16 protein-coding genes are annotated in these 16535 nt (G+C 28.3%); 5 read left to right on the top strand and 11 right to left on the bottom strand.

Annotated features, from left to right (window positions below; genetic code table 11):
- Position 1 precedes the first annotated feature (1 nt).
- The 3 genes from GM111_RS02905 to gyrB all read right to left on the bottom strand — a co-directional run bounded on the left by GM111_RS02905 (position 2) and on the right by gyrB (position 5385).
- Complete coding sequence (locus GM111_RS02905) at positions 2–772, bottom strand: GntR family transcriptional regulator (protein ID WP_156299386.1); 771 nt, start codon at positions 770–772, stop codon at positions 2–4.
- Positions 773–782: 10 nt separating this feature from the next.
- Positions 783–3287 carry a DNA gyrase subunit A gene (gene gyrA, locus GM111_RS02900; RefSeq protein WP_231479747.1) on the bottom strand — a complete coding sequence of 835 codons (2505 nt, stop codon included), beginning with the start codon at positions 3285–3287 and terminating at the stop codon, positions 783–785.
- A 115-nt stretch (positions 3288–3402) separates the two neighbouring features.
- Positions 3403–5385 carry a DNA topoisomerase (ATP-hydrolyzing) subunit B gene (gene gyrB, locus GM111_RS02895; RefSeq protein WP_156299384.1) on the bottom strand — a complete coding sequence of 661 codons (1983 nt, stop codon included), beginning with the start codon at positions 5383–5385 and terminating at the stop codon, positions 3403–3405.
- A gap of 164 nt (positions 5386–5549) precedes the next feature.
- Here gyrB and GM111_RS02890 point away from each other — a divergent pair, with 164 nt between their 5' ends.
- Together GM111_RS02890 and GM111_RS02885 are read left to right on the top strand one after the other, a co-directional pair.
- Positions 5550–6098 (top strand): hypothetical protein, encoded by a 549-nt coding sequence (locus GM111_RS02890; RefSeq protein ID WP_156299383.1) that lies wholly within the window; start codon positions 5550–5552, stop codon positions 6096–6098.
- A complete protein-coding gene (locus GM111_RS02885; RefSeq protein WP_156299382.1) occupies positions 6098–6556 on the top strand; it encodes a methylated-DNA--[protein]-cysteine S-methyltransferase in 459 nt (152 codons plus the stop codon). The genes GM111_RS02890 and GM111_RS02885 overlap by 1 nt, the downstream gene beginning before the upstream one ends.
- A 10-nt stretch (positions 6557–6566) precedes the next feature.
- Here the strand turns inward: GM111_RS02885 and GM111_RS02880 are convergent, their stop codons facing one another.
- Positions 6567–6818, bottom strand: coding sequence for an RNA-binding S4 domain-containing protein (locus tag GM111_RS02880; RefSeq protein ID WP_156299381.1), 252 nt, complete (start codon positions 6816–6818; stop codon positions 6567–6569).
- Positions 6818–7534, bottom strand: coding sequence for a hypothetical protein (locus GM111_RS02875; protein WP_156299380.1), 717 nt, complete (start codon positions 7532–7534; stop codon positions 6818–6820). Before GM111_RS02875 ends, GM111_RS02880 begins: the two co-directional genes overlap by 1 nt.
- A 90-nt stretch (positions 7535–7624) precedes the next feature.
- On the opposite strand from GM111_RS02875, the gene GM111_RS02870 reads away from it, so the two are divergent.
- Positions 7625–9508 (top strand): M13-type metalloendopeptidase, encoded by a 1884-nt coding sequence (locus GM111_RS02870; RefSeq protein ID WP_156299379.1) that lies wholly within the window; start codon positions 7625–7627, stop codon positions 9506–9508.
- A 32-nt stretch (positions 9509–9540) separates the two neighbouring features.
- Here the strand turns inward: GM111_RS02870 and GM111_RS02865 are convergent, their stop codons facing one another.
- Positions 9541–10866: a YadA-like family protein gene (locus tag GM111_RS02865; RefSeq protein WP_156299378.1), complete on the bottom strand. Its 1326-nt coding sequence runs from the start codon at positions 10864–10866 to the stop codon at positions 9541–9543.
- A 154-nt stretch (positions 10867–11020) separates the two neighbouring features.
- Between GM111_RS02865 and GM111_RS02860 the strand changes: the two genes are divergently transcribed.
- Positions 11021–11761: a YlmH/Sll1252 family protein gene (locus GM111_RS02860; RefSeq protein WP_156299377.1), complete on the top strand. Its 741-nt coding sequence runs from the start codon at positions 11021–11023 to the stop codon at positions 11759–11761.
- A 194-nt stretch (positions 11762–11955) separates the two neighbouring features.
- On the top strand, positions 11956–12540 hold the full coding sequence (locus GM111_RS02855; RefSeq protein ID WP_331279610.1) for a DDE-type integrase/transposase/recombinase: 585 nt from the start codon (positions 11956–11958) through the stop codon (positions 12538–12540).
- 164 nt (positions 12541–12704) lie between these two features.
- Here GM111_RS02855 and GM111_RS02850 read toward each other — a convergent pair whose 3' ends face one another.
- From GM111_RS02850 to rpsE, 5 genes are all read right to left on the bottom strand, one after another.
- Complete coding sequence (locus tag GM111_RS02850; protein ID WP_156299375.1) at positions 12705–13778, bottom strand: hypothetical protein; 1074 nt, start codon at positions 13776–13778, stop codon at positions 12705–12707.
- Positions 13779–13909: 131 nt separating this feature from the next.
- Positions 13910–15226: a preprotein translocase subunit SecY gene (secY, locus tag GM111_RS02845; RefSeq protein WP_156299374.1), complete on the bottom strand. Its 1317-nt coding sequence runs from the start codon at positions 15224–15226 to the stop codon at positions 13910–13912.
- Positions 15227–15280: 54 nt separating this feature from the next.
- On the bottom strand, positions 15281–15817 hold the full coding sequence (rplO, locus tag GM111_RS02840) for a 50S ribosomal protein L15 (RefSeq protein ID WP_156299373.1): 537 nt from the start codon (positions 15815–15817) through the stop codon (positions 15281–15283).
- A gap of 4 nt (positions 15818–15821) precedes the next feature.
- Complete coding sequence (rpmD, locus tag GM111_RS02835) at positions 15822–16001, bottom strand: 50S ribosomal protein L30 (RefSeq protein WP_012859266.1); 180 nt, start codon at positions 15999–16001, stop codon at positions 15822–15824.
- An 18-nt stretch (positions 16002–16019) separates the two neighbouring features.
- A complete protein-coding gene (rpsE, locus tag GM111_RS02830) occupies positions 16020–16520 on the bottom strand; it encodes a 30S ribosomal protein S5 (RefSeq protein WP_197034451.1) in 501 nt (166 codons plus the stop codon).
- Between the last annotated feature and the right edge of the window lie 15 nt (positions 16521–16535).

The raw sequence follows: 16535 nt of genomic DNA, 5'->3' as shown, positions 1-16535 counted from the left end.
ATCACCCCATATATATAGGTGTTTCAGTTTTTTCAAATACTTTTAGTCCTACTTGCCCTGTAAGTCTTTCAAATATTATTGAGTATTTTAATACACCCATTAAAATTAAATCATATTTTGGTACTTCTGATAAGATAATAGATACCTCATCACCTTTTCTATCTATTATATTACATTTAGAACCAAATCTTTCAGTTAATCTGTTTTGATCTTCTACATTAACTCTTAGTACATCTATATCTTGTACACCAAAAGTATCGAAGTAATCATAAACAGTTCTATTAACCATGTATCCACCATCATTTAACATTAATATATTATCAAATGAATATTCTCTATCTGTTATTGAAAGTATTAACATAGGTTTATAGTGATGTCTTAATAGTGAATGTAAATTATCACTTATAGTTCCATTCTCTGTTCTACACACTACTAGTAAATCGTAAGCTTTTAATTCTTCCATAGCTACGTCAACTATTTCACCCTCTAAAGAGTATATTTTTCTGAAGTTACCTTCTGCTAATCTTTCCTTGTAGCTTTCAAAAATCTCATCTTCTAATCTTAGATAATCTTCAATAAGTAAATTAGTATTAGCACTAACTCCCATTCCCTGTATAGTTAATGGAAAGATGTCATATTTCATAATATCTTTAATATATACTACATCCTTTTCTATATGTGGGTATTTCTTATCTAAAGATTTAGATAACTTTAAGAACTCATTTATTTCTACCTCATTTGTTAGTAAAAACAAGAATCTTTTCATATTCATACCATCACTCCTATTCTTCAACTATTTCCTCTTCTTCAGAATTTTCAGCAGCAACTCTATCAGCTGATACTAGGTATTCTTTATATTTAAGAGATTGTATTTTAACACCTTTACTGTTTCTTCCTACTACTGGAAGATCTTTAATCTTAATACGTATTACTGTTCCTGTAGTTGATATTGCAACTAATTCCATATTTTCTGAATTTTCATCAGTAGGATCTATTATAGTTGAATAAACTACGAAATGATTTTCACTTTCTTCTTTACTTCTTCTTTCAAGGTTATAGTTTTTAACTCCTTTTCCACCTCTCTTGATAGTGTTGTATTCAGAAAGTAATGTTTTCTTCCCTATTCCTAAAGAAGTTACACTTAATACGCTCATTTCTTCTACGTTATTATCTGTATAAATTACATCAGCAGAAACTACTTCATCTCCAGCATTTAATTTAATTGCTCTAACTCCTGCAGCAGTTCTTCCCATAGAACGTATATCTTCTTCTTTAAATCTTACTGCCATACCACCTTTAGTAGATATGAAGATTTCATCTTTTTCACTTCCAGAAGTAATACCAACGAATTTAACTTCATCTTCATCTTCTTTAAATGAAATAGCTATCTTACCATTTCTATTAATAGTTTTAAACTCAGAAATCTTAGTTTTCTTAGCTATACCATTTCTAGTAATAAATATTAAATCTCTATTATCATTTTCTACTTCATCAACTGGTATTATTACTGAAATTTTTTCGTTTTCATCAAGCTCTATAATATTTCCTATTAATTTACCTCTAGCTTGTTTACTTACTTCAGGTATTTCGTAAACTTTAATAGAATATACTTTACCTTTATCACTAAATACCATTAAAGTATCAAGCGTCTTAGCTGTAAATAGGTCTTTTAGCACATCATCTTCGATAGTTGTAGTATTAGATACTCCTTTTCCACCTCTTTTTTGCGCTTTATAGCTATCAAGTGACATACGTTTTGCATATCCTCTCTTAGTTATAGTAACTATTACATCTTCATTCTTGATTAAGTCTTCTATATTTATTTCATTTCTATCTTCTTCAATAGCTGTTCTTCTTGGATCTCCATATTTTTGTTTTAATTCTAATACTTCTTCCTTGATAATTGCATATTTTCTCTCATCTTTAGCAAGTATATCTTCAAGATCTGCAATAAACATCATTAATTTATCATATTCAGCATCTATTTCTTCTCTTGCTAGACCTGTTAATCTATGTAATCTCATTTCAAGTATTGCATCTGCTTGTATTTCAGTAAATGCAAATTTAGCTATTAATGATTCCTTAGCTAAAGCTCTTGTTTTACTTCCTCTAATAGTAGCAATAATTTCATCTATATGATCAAGTGCTTTTCTTAATCCTTCTAATATATGTGCTCTATCTTTAGCTTTATTTAAATCAAATATTGTTTTTCTTGTAATAACATCATATCTATGTTCTAAGTATTTTTCTAATATTTCTTTTAGATTTAATATCTTAGGCGCATTATTAACTAATGCTAACATTATGATACCAAAAGTAGATTGTAAGTCAGTAAATTTAAGTAATTTATTAAGTACTATTTCTGCTTCTTCTCCTCTTTTAATATCTATAACTATTCTAATTCCATCTAAACTTGATAAATCAGCTAAATCAGATATACCAGTAATTACTTTATCCTTAACTAATTCACCTATTCTCTTAATTAAGTTAGATTTATTAATTTGATAAGGTAATTCTGTAATAACTATACTTTGTTTTCCTTTTTTATCAGTAACAATTTCAGTTCTTGCACTTACTCTTACTTTACCTCTACCTGTTCTATATGCTGAATATATTCCAGCTTTACCATAGATAATACCACCTGTAGGGAAATCAGGACCTTTAACATGAGTTATTAATTCATCTATAGTAATATCTCTATTATCTATTAATGCAACTATTCCATCAGATAATTCTCCTAAATTATGAGGTGGTATATTAGTTGCCATACCTACTGCTATCCCTGTAGTACCATTTAATAATAGGTTTGGTAATTTAGCAGGTAATACTGTTGGTTCATCTAAACTTTCATCAAAGTTTTTTCTCCAATCTATAGTATCTTTATTGATATCTACTAGCATTTCTTCAGCAATTTTTGACATTCTTGCCTCAGTATATCTCATCGCTGCTGCAGAATCTCCATCTATAGATCCAAAGTTTCCATGTCCATCTACTAGCATATATCTAGTATTGAAATCTTGTGCCATTCTAACCATAGAGTTATATACTGCACTATCACCATGTGGGTGATACTTACCTAATACTTCCCCAACTAGTCTTGCTGACTTTTTAAATGGAGTATTATGATACATTTTTAATTCATCCATAGCGTATAGTATTCTTCTGTGTACTGGTTTTAATCCATCCCTTACATCCGGTAAGGCCCTTGAAACTATAACACTCATAGAGTAATCTAGATAAGATGCTTTAATCTCATCTTCTATATATATTAACTGTTCATTTGACATTTGAGTCTGTTGCATTACTGCTTCTATTGCACTTTGACTGTCCTGATCTAATGTCGAGTCTATATCTTCTATTATTTCATCTTCATTATCGAATAAATCTGCCATTTCAACCTCCCTATATATCTAAGTTTCTTACGTAATTTGCATGTTCTTCTATAAACTCTCTTCTTGGTTCTACTTTATCTCCCATTAGTATAGAGAACATCTTATCTGCATATTGTGCATCTTCAAGTGTAACTTTTAATAAAGTTCTGATATCTGGATCCATAGTAGTTTCTTTTAACTGATCTGGATTCATTTCTCCTAACCCTTTATATCTTTGCACGTTATACCTATTCTTACCATTGTTATCTTGACCTAATTTTTCATCAAGTACTCTAGTTATAGATTTTAACTGCTCATCAGAATATGCATATTTAACTTGTTCTTTTTTACCACTCTTAGTTGTAATTTTATATAAAGGTGGTTGAGCTATATATACATGCCCATTATTGATTAATTCTCTTAAGTATCTATAGAAGAATGTAAGCATAAGTGTTCTAATATGTGCACCATCGACATCGGCATCGGTCATTATTATTATCTTATGATATCTTAATTTCTCTATATCAAACTTATCTCCAAATCCAGCACCAAAAGCTGTAATCATAGCTTTAATTTCTGAATTTTCTAATATCTTATGTTCATTTGATTTCTCAACGTTTAATATCTTTCCACGTAATGGAAGTATTGCTTGGAATTCTTTAAATCTTCCTTGTTTTGCTGATCCACCCGCTGAATCTCCTTCGACTATGAATATTTCTGAAGCTGAAGGGTCTTTAGATTGACAGTCAGCAAGTTTTCCAGGAAGTCCCCCTAAACTAAATTCATTTTTCTTAGTAACTAGATCTCTTGCTCTTTTAGCAGCTTCCCTTGCTTGTTTAGATATAGCTATTTTATCAACTATAACCTTACAATCTTTAGGATGATCTTCTAAATACATTTTAAGTTTATTTCCTACTACTCCTGATACTATACTTGTAGCTTCAGAAGATCCAAGTTTTGATTTAGTTTGTGACTCAAATTGTGGTTCTGGGAATTTTAAACTTAGTACATATACTAATCCTTCCCTTACATCCTCACCTTTAAATTCATTCTTACTATTAGCTTCTTTAGCTAAATCATTAATCGTTCTAGTTAAAGCACTTCTTAATCCTGAAACGTGAGTTCCTCCATCTGTAGTATTAATATTATTAACAAATGAATACTCTACTGTAGATTGTGAGTTCTTATATATTAAAGCTATTTCTACTTCTGAATATTTATCAGGAATAGGGTTACCTTCATCATCTACTTCACCTTCTGAAAGCATCACTCTATCTTTCATATAGATTACTTCATCTATTATCTTATCATCACCAACAAGTTCAGTAACGAAGTCTACTATACCACCCTCAAAGTGGAAAGTTTCTTCTTTAACTTTTTCAGGTTTTCTAGCATCTATTAATACTATTTTTATTCCTTTGTTTAGATAAGCTAACTCTTTAAGTCTTCTTTGTAATATATCATAATCAAATAATATAGTTTCAAAGATAGTTGCATCTGGTTTAAATTTAATTGTAGTTCCATGTGCTTTAGCTGGTGCTTTTCCAATTTCTAAAGCTTCTGTAATTGCATTTCCTCTTGAGAATATTTGTCTTACAACTTTACCATCTCTTGTAACTGTAGCTTCTAATCTATCTGAAAGAGCATTAACTACTGAAACTCCAACTCCATGTAATCCTCCTGAGAATTGATAGTTAGAATTATCAAATTTACCTCCAGCATGAAGTACTGTCATTACTACTTCTAGTGTTGATTTTCCTGATTTATGCATTTCTGTAGGTATTCCCCTACCATTATCTGAAATCTCTATTTCTGAATCTGGAAGCATTTTAACTGTGATTGTATCACATACTCCTGCAAGAGCCTCATCTATACTATTATCTACTATTTCCCATACTAGATGATGTAATCCTCTTGAAGAAGTTGTCCCTATATACATCCCTGGTCTTACTCTTACGGCATCTAATCCCTCTAAGACCGTGATGCTTTCTCCACCATAATTTTTTTTCGACATAATTCCTCCATTTTAATATATTTTTTATTACTTAAATTATATCATATTTTATTGATTTTTACTAGCTTTTTAATAGATTTATCCATCTATTTTTCATATATTTTTTTATATCACTTATTGAATAAAAAATACTAAAATGTTAAAATGAATCAAGAGGTGATATTTTGAATAATAAATTAAGATTTTTCCTAGCTATTATTATACTTTCAAGTACTATTTTTGTATTTAATAGATTCGTAATATCAACAAATAATAATACCATAGCTATAGAGAGTGTAAATAAGAATATATTTAAAAACATGTTACTTGACAATGTTATTGAAGAATTTAATAAAAAATATGGTCCAACTAAATACGATGTAAGTAAATTCGTTAATAAAGAAGTGGACTCAAATATATATTTCTATTCACAAATTTTTGGATATACTGAATCATACTTCATAATACAATACAATGATTTTGAAGTTACACAATTAGTATTTAATTTCTCTAATGCTAAGAAAGAGGATTTAGAAGATATTACTGAGATAATATCTCTAATGGTACAGATTTCAGATAGTGATATTAAAGAAATTGAATCAAAAGCAATAGTTTTAAATATGTTTAAAGAGTTTGAACACAACAAGGATACTGTAACTTTAATCTATGATAATAACCTTATTTATTCACTTAATATATTTAATAACAATAGCATAAGGTTTACTATAAGATAATGTATATATCATATATAGAAAATAAAGTACTAGGCTGTATTGAAATAATCTGTGATGAAACTCATTTGATAGAAATAAATATTAATGTGAATAAAAAGAAAAAATATATTGAAAATAATCTATCTAGGAAAGTTAAAAAACAACTTTTAGAATACTTTAATGGGGATAGAAAAGTTTTTGAGCTCCCACTAAAATTTGAAGGAACTGATTTTCAAAAAAGTGTATGGAATACATTAGTAAAGATTCCATACGGTAATACTAAAAGCTATAAAGATATAGCTAAGGAAATAAATAATGAAAAGTCATGTAGAGCTGTTGGTGGAGCTAATAACAAGAACCCTATACCAATTATCATTCCTTGTCATAGAGTTATTAATAAAAATGGTAGTTTAGGTGGATATAACGGTGGGGAATATATAAAAAGATACTTATTAGAATTAGAAAAGCACGAGAAATAATCTCGTGCTTTTATTTAATTTCTTCTATTTTAATATACATCTCTATATCTTCTTTTCTTAATGATTCAGGTGGTAATTTTAATACGTTAACCACAAAGTTTCTGTTATAGAATTTAATATCTATTTTATCTCCTTCTTTAACAGAATAAAGAGCTTTTTTTGTATCTCCATTTACTGATACATTACCAGAATCACATAATTCGTTAGCTATAGTTCTTCTCTTAACAACCCTAGTAACTTTTAAAAATTTATCTAGTCTCATTATCTTCCATCTCTTTCTATACTATTCATTACTCTAGCTGCAGCAAGTATATATGAGTTTACATTAGTTTTCTTAATATTATCGTAAGCCTTAGCTAAAAATTCTCTAGCAGAATATTTATATCCTTTAGACTCTAATCTTTGTATACTTTCTACAGTTTTTCTCTTAATCTGTTCTTCATTTTCTACTACTTGTTCAGCAATAAATTTAACAATCTTTAAATCAGTATCATCAAATTTTACTGTAGTTTCTTCAATCTTAGAAGTTACAACTTCAACTTGTACTACTTCCTTTTTCTCTACAGGTTTAACTTCAGCTTTTGTTTCTACAACCTTGTTTTCAACTTTCTTAGGTTCTTCTTTTTTAACTTCTTTTGGTTTTATCGGATTATCTGATTTAATAATATTCGCTTTAATTTCAGACTCACTTTTAGCTGGAGTAACTACAGGAGTTTTCTTTTTAACTTCCTCTTTCTTTTCTACAATTTCTGTTTTCTTTTGTATTTTAATAGTCTCTGCTTTTTTAGGTTCTTCTTTTTTTACTACCTTAGTATCTTTAACTTCTTGTTTTTTTACTTCTTCTTTTTTTTCTTTTATCTCAACATATTTAATATGATCGTTTTGTGTAATCAAATTTCTGTCTTTTAAATATTCATCTACTGAAGTACATGAAACAACAGCAAATGCTAAAAAAATATAACTCAAAAATTTCATCATTTTAATCACCTCATACGTATTTTACCATATTTTTTAATCTTTTAAAAGAATAATATTCGTGGTATAATCTTATTAAACAAGGAGGAACTTATGAAAGAAATAAGAAATAATTTGTATTTAGCAGTAAATTCAAAATGGCTAGAAGAGACTGAAATACCTGAAGGAAGAACTAATACTAGTTCATTTTCACAATTAGATTTTAAAACAGAAGATATTATTTTATCTGAGCTAGATAATTTTTTAACTAATTTTGATGCTGTACCTAATAAAGAAATGGGCAATTTTGTAAAATTATATAAACAAGCAATTAATATTGAAAAAAGAAAAAAATATGGAATAACTCCTATTAAAAAAATGATAGATTTTCTTTTAGAAATAGATAATTTTGATACTCTTAACTCAAAATTATTTCATTTAATTTGTAATGATTATCCTCTACCATTTAATCCATCAGTACAAATAGATATGAATGATTCTAATACTCATTCTCTTTATCTATATATTGCATCAAGTATTTTACCTAATAAAGATACATATTATAGTAATAAAAAAGAAATATATTTAGAGAAATATAGAGAAATGGCTATAGAAGTTATGAATCATTTCTTTAGTAATGAAGAAAGTATAAAACATGTTGAAAATACAATTAAATATGATTTATCTTTTATTGAATATATAAAGTCACCAACAGAAAAAGCCGATTATTATAAATCATATAACCCTAAAAATTTAGATGACATTGCAAACTATAGTAATAACATACACATACTAGATGTGATTAATAAGATATTTAATAAAAAGGTAGAAACTGTAATAGTTACCGAACCTAGATATTTTGAAAATATTGATAAGTTTGTTAACCCTGAAAACTTTGAATTACTTAAATCTTGGATGATAGTTAAATATATTTTAAATAATACTTCACTATTAACAGAAGAACTAAGATTATTAGGAGAAAAATACTCTAACTTTATTTTAGGAAAAGATAAATCACTAGATTTAAAGAAATATAGTTTCAATTATTGTTCTAGCATTTTTTCTGGTGTTGTAGGTGATTTCTATGCTAAAAAATATTTTGGTAATGAAGCAAAAGAAGATGTTTTAGATATAGTTAAAAAAATAATAACAACATACAAAAAGAGATTAAATGAAAATACATGGTTAAAGAAATCTACTATAGAAAAAGCAATAAAGAAAATAGAAACTATGGATATTTTAATAGGTTATCCTGAAGAATATGATAGTAAATATAAGAAATATATAGTAAGAGAAGATCATTCATATTTTGATAATAATTTAAACATAATTAGAGTAGCTATAGTTAAAAACTTTAAGAAATTAACAGAAGCTGTAGATAGAAAAAAATGGGATATGAGTCCTGCTATGGTAAATGCATATTACCACCCTACAAAAAATCTAATATGTTTTCCTGCTGCTATATTACAAGAACCTTTCTATAATTTAAATAGAGACAAATCTTCAAATTATGGATCAATAGGAGCTATTATCGCTCATGAAATATCTCATGCATTCGATAATAATGGAGCAAAATTTGATGAATTTGGAAATTTAAATAATTGGTGGGATGAAGAAGATTTCAAAAAATTTAACGAGTTAACAAAAAAAGTTATAGAACAATTTGATAATATTCCTTTCCAAGATGGGCATGTAAATGGTAAGTTAACTGTTTCTGAAAATATTGCAGATCTTGGTGGTTTAAGTTGTGCTCTAGAAGCATTAAAAGAACATGATGAATATTCTATTCAAAACTTCTTTATATCATGGGCAAAAAGTTGGGCATTTAAATCAACACCTGAATACACTAACCTTTTATTATCAATGGATGTACATTCTCCTTGTGAGATACGTGCTAATATGCAACCTAAAAATTTAGATGATTTTTATGAAGCATTCAATATCAATGAAAACGATAACATGTACTTAGCTAAAGAAAAAAGATTAAGAATATGGTAAATAAATAGGCCTCAATCACATGAGGCCTATTCCTATTTTTTAAGCATATTTTTTAATTCATTTAATTCTTGTTCTAATTTATTTACTTTTTCATTTAATGCTTTATTCTCATTTTCTACTTTACCAAAGTTATATGAAACTCCTGCTCCAAAGTTTATATTTTTAACTCCCCCTATCCCTAGGCTTGCCTTATATCCAAAGTTTCCTAATTTACCATTTACACCCATAGCAAATGCACTATTTCCATTAGTTGTACTAAATGCAGCACCTAATGCAAATTTAGCACCTGGATCAAGACCTGGAATATTTGCCATTGCTACAGCTGATGCAACTTCCTTTTTAACTTCATTAAGTTTTCTATTTACTTCTAAGTTAGAATTTTCAAATACTAATCCATCTACTTTTTGATCAATTAATTTTTTAACTTCTACTTTATCTGCTTTAATCGTTTCTAATTCTGCAATTTTTTCATTAACTGCAGTTATTCCTTTTTCTCTTTCTTTTGCTTCTTCAGTTATTTTTGTTGTTAAGTCAGCTATTTGTTTATCTTTTTTCTCAACAGCTCTTAAGAATCTTTCATCTAAACTTTGAACAGCTGTTTGTCTTGCTAAAGTTTCGTTACTGATATTAGTTTCCATTGTTTTAACACTTGTTTTTAAGTCTGTAATTAATTTATCTTTTCTTTCAACGTCTCTTAAGAATCTTTCATCTAAACTTTGAACAGCTGTTTGTCTTGCTAAAGTTTCGTTTTTAATACTAGTTTCTAAAGTTTTATACGCAGCTTTTCTTTCCTCTTGTTCAGTAAACAATTGTGAACCAACTACTACTTCATTACTATTTTCTGTAAGATCTCCTGCTTTAACATTTACTATTTTTCTTGATATATTTTCTCCATCAGCTGCAACTCCTCCTAAAGATAGAGCTCCTGCAACTGCTACTGATTTATTCCCTAAAACTATAGCATTTTTAACTCCTGTTGCTACATTAACATTAGAACCTAAAATATACACATCATGTCCTGATTCTTGATCTTTTCCTTCATTTACAGTATTATTATTCCCAATTACTACTGAATTACTTCCATTTAATTTATTATTTAATCCAAGTACTTGATCATATGACCCTGAGACAACATTTTCTCTACCAAAAATATATGCATTTTCAGATATTCTACCATCACCTAATCTATCAACTTTATTGTAATTACCTACAGCAAATGATTGATCTGATGTTCCGTTCCAAACACTATTACCTGCATTATCATAATTTTTTTGATCAAGTAATAATAACTCTGCATTTCCTACTGCTCTACCTAATACTCCCAAAACTAAAATCGCTACTAAAAAAGATTTCTTCATATATCACAACTCCTTCAAAATATTTAATATATTATACCTTGAATTTCCCCATTGTCAAGATTATGCAAACGTTTAAATTATAGAAAAATAAGGTATGCAAGTGTTTACATTTTACATTCTTTGTTATATATGTTAAAATATTTGCGGTGATGATATGAAATTAAATAGAGAAGAATTTTTAAAAAAATTTGTAGATAATGAAATGTCTATCAAAGTATTTAATGCTCTTGATATGGCTTTAGAATATGAAATAGGGGTATGTACAGAAATTTTTGTAACTCCTAACATATATAAAAAACTTACTGAAACATATGGAAATATACATACATATTTAGAAGGTTATGATAGAAAACAAATTTGTTTTACTCCCTATGAACCTGAATTTGATTTTAGTGTTATAGAAATTAGTGTTAATAATAAGTTTAGGGAATATACTCATAAAGATTTTTTAGGATCAATTATGGAACTAAATATTAAAAGAGAAATGATAGGTGATATATTTGTTGAAAATAATACAGCATATGTATTAATATCTAATAGTATATTAAACTTTGTAATAAATAACCTAACTTCTATTGGTAAAAATGATTGCAAGATCAGTTTAAGCAATAGGAACAATTTTAAATACAACTTTAAAGATATTAAAATTAATATTAGTTCTAATAGATTAGATAATTTTGTTAGTGATATTACTAATTTATCAAGAAATAAGGCCGTTGAACTTATAGAGGCAGGACTTGTACAAATAGACTATGAAGTATGTAAAGAAAAGAATAAAGAGATAAAACATCAAGATATATTAACTATAAGAAAGTATGGGAAGTTTTTAGTGTCTGAAGAATTAGAGGATAGTAAAAAAGGTAAAAAAAGATGGATAGTAAAAAAATATGAATAAAAATTGGGCTCATTTATATGTGATATGTACCCTCTTTACTGGACAAAGCAGTAAGGAGGGTATTTTTATGTGTTACAGTTTTGAATTTAAAAAGAAATGTGTTGAAATGTACAAAAAATGAATTTATCCAGAAACACCAGATAGTGTAAGTACAAAAACATTTAAAAATAAAATTAGACACTGTATAAACTAAAATATTTATTGAAAGCTACCTGTATACCAAAATCTACATATTATATGAAATTAGTAAAATAGATGTAGTAGAAGGTAGATATGGAGTAGGCAGAGTACATAGAAAGTTATTGAATTTAGGGTATAAGATTAACCATAAAAAAGTTCAAAGATTAATGAATAAAATAGGACTATTAGTTAGAAGGCCTAAGAGTAAATATCGTTCATATAAAGGAGAGGTAGGAAAGGTTGCTACAAATATAATTGATAGAGACTTTAATGCAACAGCACCGTTACAAAAATGTAGTACAAATATATCTAAATTTTCATTTAAATGGGGTAAATGTTACTTTTCTCCAATACTAGATATGTATAGTAATGAAATAATCTCATATCATATTTCATTGAGTCCTAATTTAGAATTAGTATCTAGAATGCTTAAGAAAGCATTTAAAAAATACCCTAATATTGAAAATTTGATATTTTATTCAGATCAAGGGTGGTATATAAATGAATTGAAAAAATATAATATTAGACAATCTATGTCAAGAAAAAGCAGTGATGGAGTATTTTTTGCTAGATTAAAACTAGAAATGTATTATGGTTAAGAATACAAGTATAAATCTTTTGAAGAATTTTCAAAGGCAATAAAAGAATACAGGCTAAAACAAAATGGATGCCTCCTGTTAAGTACAGGGAAACATCCATTTCCATAGCCTAATTCATATGTGTCCAGGATTCTAGGTACATATCAAAAAAGCCTATTTATTTATTACCATTTATAGTTTAATCCTACTTTTAAGCTTGGTGTTGAATTTAAATACCCATATTTATTTGAAACAGTTTTACCAAAGTTAATTCCAGTTTCAGCTTTAGCATTAACTTTTAAGTTTTTAATTATTTCATATTTAGCTTCAACAGCTGGAGTTAATGATAACCCTAATCCACCAAATGCTAATTTAGCATCGAAGCTTGGTGTAATTACCAATCTATCTACTGTATGAATTTCTTTAGTAATGTCATATGCTACTCCAGATTCTAATGATCCAGTTACTGTAGTATTAATATTTAATGAAGAACCAGCTTTAACAAATGTAGTTGCTGTTCCTAATTCAACTTTTCCATTAACAGTTAAGTTTTTAATTGGTTTAATTTCTGTAGATACAATTGTTTTAGTATCTAAACCAGGTGTAACATCTTTATTTAAAACTGTTATTGGTATTGAAACTTCTGTAGATCCTGTAACAGATAACATATCTGAATGTTTGTAAGTAACTTCTCCACTAACTTTTGGAGTTACAATATGTTTTTTTGTACTTGGAGTAACATTGTATTTTAATTCTACTCTTGCTTTCGCATTTGTTTTAGGATTAATTGTATATTCAGAACCTGCTCCAACTTTTAATGTATGAGTTTTGAATTCATTTGATAATTTATATTCAGCATCTCCATTAACTTTAACTTTATTTACTTTTCCTTCATTTTTATATCCTAAAGTTAATGTCTTATCTGCATACATTGATACATATGGATTTCCATATTTTTTAAAGTTTAATTCAACTTTTGCTCCTGTTTCTGAAGGTTCTAAAGCTGCTCCAGCTTTCCCAGCTTTATAAGCTAATTCTCCTGTAACTTTAGCAAATTCATATACATCTAATACTACTTTGTTGTTGTGTTTGAATGTAGTATCTTTTGCATCAAAATTTTTACCAACTATAGTGTTTGATACTGTTCCTTTAGTATCTACTTCTATTGAAAGTGGTTTTGCATTTTCAAAATTAAATGGTGATGCTGCAAGAGCTAAGCTTGAAACACCTAATAAAGTTAATAACATTTTTTTGTTCATAATAATCTCTCCATTCTCCTTTTTATTAATAGCTTTGCTATTGTTTAACTTATATTATCAAATTTTCTAAATTTTGTCAACAGAATTACTAAGTTTTTTCTAAGTTTTTTTAATATAAAAAAGAAGAAGTATTATCTTCTTCTTCTAACATTATTAAATCCTTTATATTTTTGTGTCGCCATATGTGAATCAATATTTTGTATTAATTCTACTGCTACCCCAACTAGGATTAGTAAGCTTGTACCACCTAACATAACTGGGATATTTAGTACATATCCAAACCAAATGTTTGGTAATATACCTAGTATAGCTAAAAATATTGCTGTACCAAATGTAATTCTTGTTGCTACATATTCTAAGAAATCAGATGTTTCTTTACCAGCTCTTTTTAAAGGAATACTTCCTCCACTTTGTTTTAAGCTATCTGCAATTTTATCTGGATCAAATACTATTGCAGTATAGAAGAATGAGAATAATACTATTAATATTACAGTAAGTAATAAGTAAGCCCATCCTTTTGGCCCAAATAAGTTTAATAAATATGCTTGTTTAGCTTGGTCTTTAATTAGAGGTATAACAGCTGAAGGTACAGCCATAATCATTGATGCAAAGATTATAGGCATAACTCCTGCAATATTTATTTTAACAGGAAGATATGTTTTTCTTCCAACTACAGAAGGTTGTTGCATATTTCCAACTCCTCTGCTTGATTTACCTACATATTGTATAGGTATTCTTCTTTCCCCTAATTGTATTACTACCATTATCATAATAATAGCAACAAATAATAATAGTGAAATATATCCAAGTGCTGGACCTCTTCCTGAAGTTCTTAATTGATCTATAGTTCCTTTAACAACTTGAGGTAAGTTTGAAACGATATTTAGGAATATTAACATTGAAGTTCCATTCCCTATACCTTTTATAGATATTCTTTCTGATAACCACATTAGGAACGCAGTTCCTCCAGTAATTAATACTACTGTAGTTAATACAAATATTGTTCCTGGATCTCTAACTAAGTTGTTAGATTGTAATAGGAACGCAATACCAGCTGACTGGAATATTGTAGTAACTATAGTTAAATATCTAGTCCATTGTGTAATTTTCTCTGCTTCTTTTCCACCCTCTTTTTGCATTTCTTCAATTCTTGGCCATAATACACCTAAAATTTGGAAAACAATTGAGGCATTAATGTAAGGCGTTATTCCTAATGAGAATATTGATGCTCTTTGTACAGCTCCCCCTGTAAACAGGTTTAAAAATTGAGCTAAACTACTTCCACCAGTAAAATCTCTGAATAATTCCATATTAATTCCTGGAACTGGAATATGTATACCAATTCTAGCAACTAAAAAACATCCTAAAGTAAACAATACTCTTTTTCTAAGCTCATGAGTTGTTATCATGGCTTGGAATCTTGTTACTATTGCTTCTTTAAATGTCAAAGAAATCACCTCTATTCTATAATTTTATGTAAACAGGAAAAAAGTAAGTTAAACTTACTCTCCCTTAACTTCTTTAGCGTTTCCTGCTACATTTGCAAATGATTTGATTTCTAATAATTCAACTGTTCCATTGAATTTTTCAATTGCTTCTTGAGCACCTTTAGATACTCTGTGTGCTTTAACTTTTAAAGCTTTTTCTAATTCGTAATTACCTATAACTTTTAATAATGAAGTGTATACTCTTTCTCCATCTTCTTTAGTAATGAATCCAGCGTTTTTAACTACTCTTCTTTCTAATAAAGATTCTAAAGTTACTTCTTCACCATCATTAAATTTGTCTACTATGTCTTTTAAGTTGATTACTACCATGTCTTTTTGGAATACAGAATTTGAGAATCCTCTTTTAGGAACTCTTCTGATTAAAGGCATTTGCCCTCCTTCAAACGCAGCTGATACATAAGTACCTGATCTTTGTTTTTGTCCATTGTGACCTTTACCAGCAGTTTTACCCCAACCAGTTCCATGTCCTCTACCGATTCTCTTTCTATCTCTTTTTGATCCTTCGGCAGGTCTTAATTCATTAAGATTCATTGATTTAAACCTCCTCTACTTTAACTAAATAAGAAACTAATTTAATTTTACCTTCTATATCTGCAGTCAAATTGTGTTCAACTGTTTGACCAATTTTTCTTAAACCTAAAGATTTAATTGTTGCGATATGGTTAGGCTTTCTTCCATTAATTCCTTTTACAAGTGTTATATTTACTTTAGTCATTAATCTATCCTCCTAGCCTTATCCTAAAATTTCTTCTACAGTTTTTCCTCTAAGTTTAGCAACTTTTTCAATTGATCTTAATTTTTTTAATCCATCTAATGTAGCTCTTGCAACATTATCTTTATTTTTAGATCCTCTGATTTTAGTTAGTACGTCAGTAACACCTACTAATTCTAAAATTTCCCTTGTTGCTGACCCAGCGATAACCCCAGTCCCTTTTGAAGCTGGTTTTAATAAAACTGATGTAGCGTTAAATTTACCTATTTGTTCGTGTGGTAATGTTCCACCTTTTAATGATACTGTTATCATATTTTTCTTAGCACCTGCAATAGCTTTTCTAATTGCTTCAGGTACTCCGTTTGCTTTTCCTAATCCTATTCCAACTTTTCCGTTTTCGTCTCCAACTGCTGCTAGTACTGAGAATGAAATTCTTCTTCCCCCTTTAACAGTTTTAGAAACTCTACTAATTCTTAAAAGTTTTTCTTTGTATTCGTTAGTTTTAACTTCTCTTGCCAAAATAAATCCTCCTATCCT

Source organism: Streptobacillus canis, from assembly GCF_009733925.1.
Classification (GTDB): domain Bacteria; phylum Fusobacteriota; class Fusobacteriia; order Fusobacteriales; family Leptotrichiaceae; genus Streptobacillus; species Streptobacillus canis.
Note: the sequence above shows the minus strand (reverse complement) of the source record. Positions and strands in the feature narration are given on the sequence as shown.

What these genes read in the sequence shown, in the direction of transcription:
- rplO (WP_156299373.1), bottom strand. Translation starts at nt 15,817, where the DNA reads ATGAATCTTAATGAATTAAGACCTGCCGAAGGATCAAAAAGAGATAGA.
- GM111_RS02880 (WP_156299381.1), bottom strand. Translation starts at nt 6,818, where the DNA reads ATGAGACTAGATAAATTTTTAAAAGTTACTAGGGTTGTTAAGAGAAGA.
- rpmD (WP_012859266.1), bottom strand. Translation starts at nt 16,001, where the DNA reads ATGACTAAAGTAAATATAACACTTGTAAAAGGAATTAATGGAAGAAAG.
- GM111_RS02875 (WP_156299380.1), bottom strand. Translation starts at nt 7,534, where the DNA reads ATGATGAAATTTTTGAGTTATATTTTTTTAGCATTTGCTGTTGTTTCA.
- GM111_RS02865 (WP_156299378.1), bottom strand. Translation starts at nt 10,866, where the DNA reads ATGAAGAAATCTTTTTTAGTAGCGATTTTAGTTTTGGGAGTATTAGGT.
- GM111_RS02870 (WP_156299379.1), top strand. Translation starts at nt 7,625, where the DNA reads ATGAAAGAAATAAGAAATAATTTGTATTTAGCAGTAAATTCAAAATGG.
- GM111_RS02860 (WP_156299377.1), top strand. Translation starts at nt 11,021, where the DNA reads ATGAAATTAAATAGAGAAGAATTTTTAAAAAAATTTGTAGATAATGAA.
- GM111_RS02885 (WP_156299382.1), top strand. Translation starts at nt 6,098, where the DNA reads ATGTATATATCATATATAGAAAATAAAGTACTAGGCTGTATTGAAATA.
- GM111_RS02850 (WP_156299375.1), bottom strand. Translation starts at nt 13,778, where the DNA reads ATGAACAAAAAAATGTTATTAACTTTATTAGGTGTTTCAAGCTTAGCT.
- GM111_RS02905 (WP_156299386.1), bottom strand. Translation starts at nt 772, where the DNA reads ATGAATATGAAAAGATTCTTGTTTTTACTAACAAATGAGGTAGAAATA.
- gyrA (WP_231479747.1), bottom strand. Translation starts at nt 3,287, where the DNA reads ATGTCAAATGAACAGTTAATATATATAGAAGATGAGATTAAAGCATCT.
- gyrB (WP_156299384.1), bottom strand. Translation starts at nt 5,385, where the DNA reads ATGTCGAAAAAAAATTATGGTGGAGAAAGCATCACGGTCTTAGAGGGA.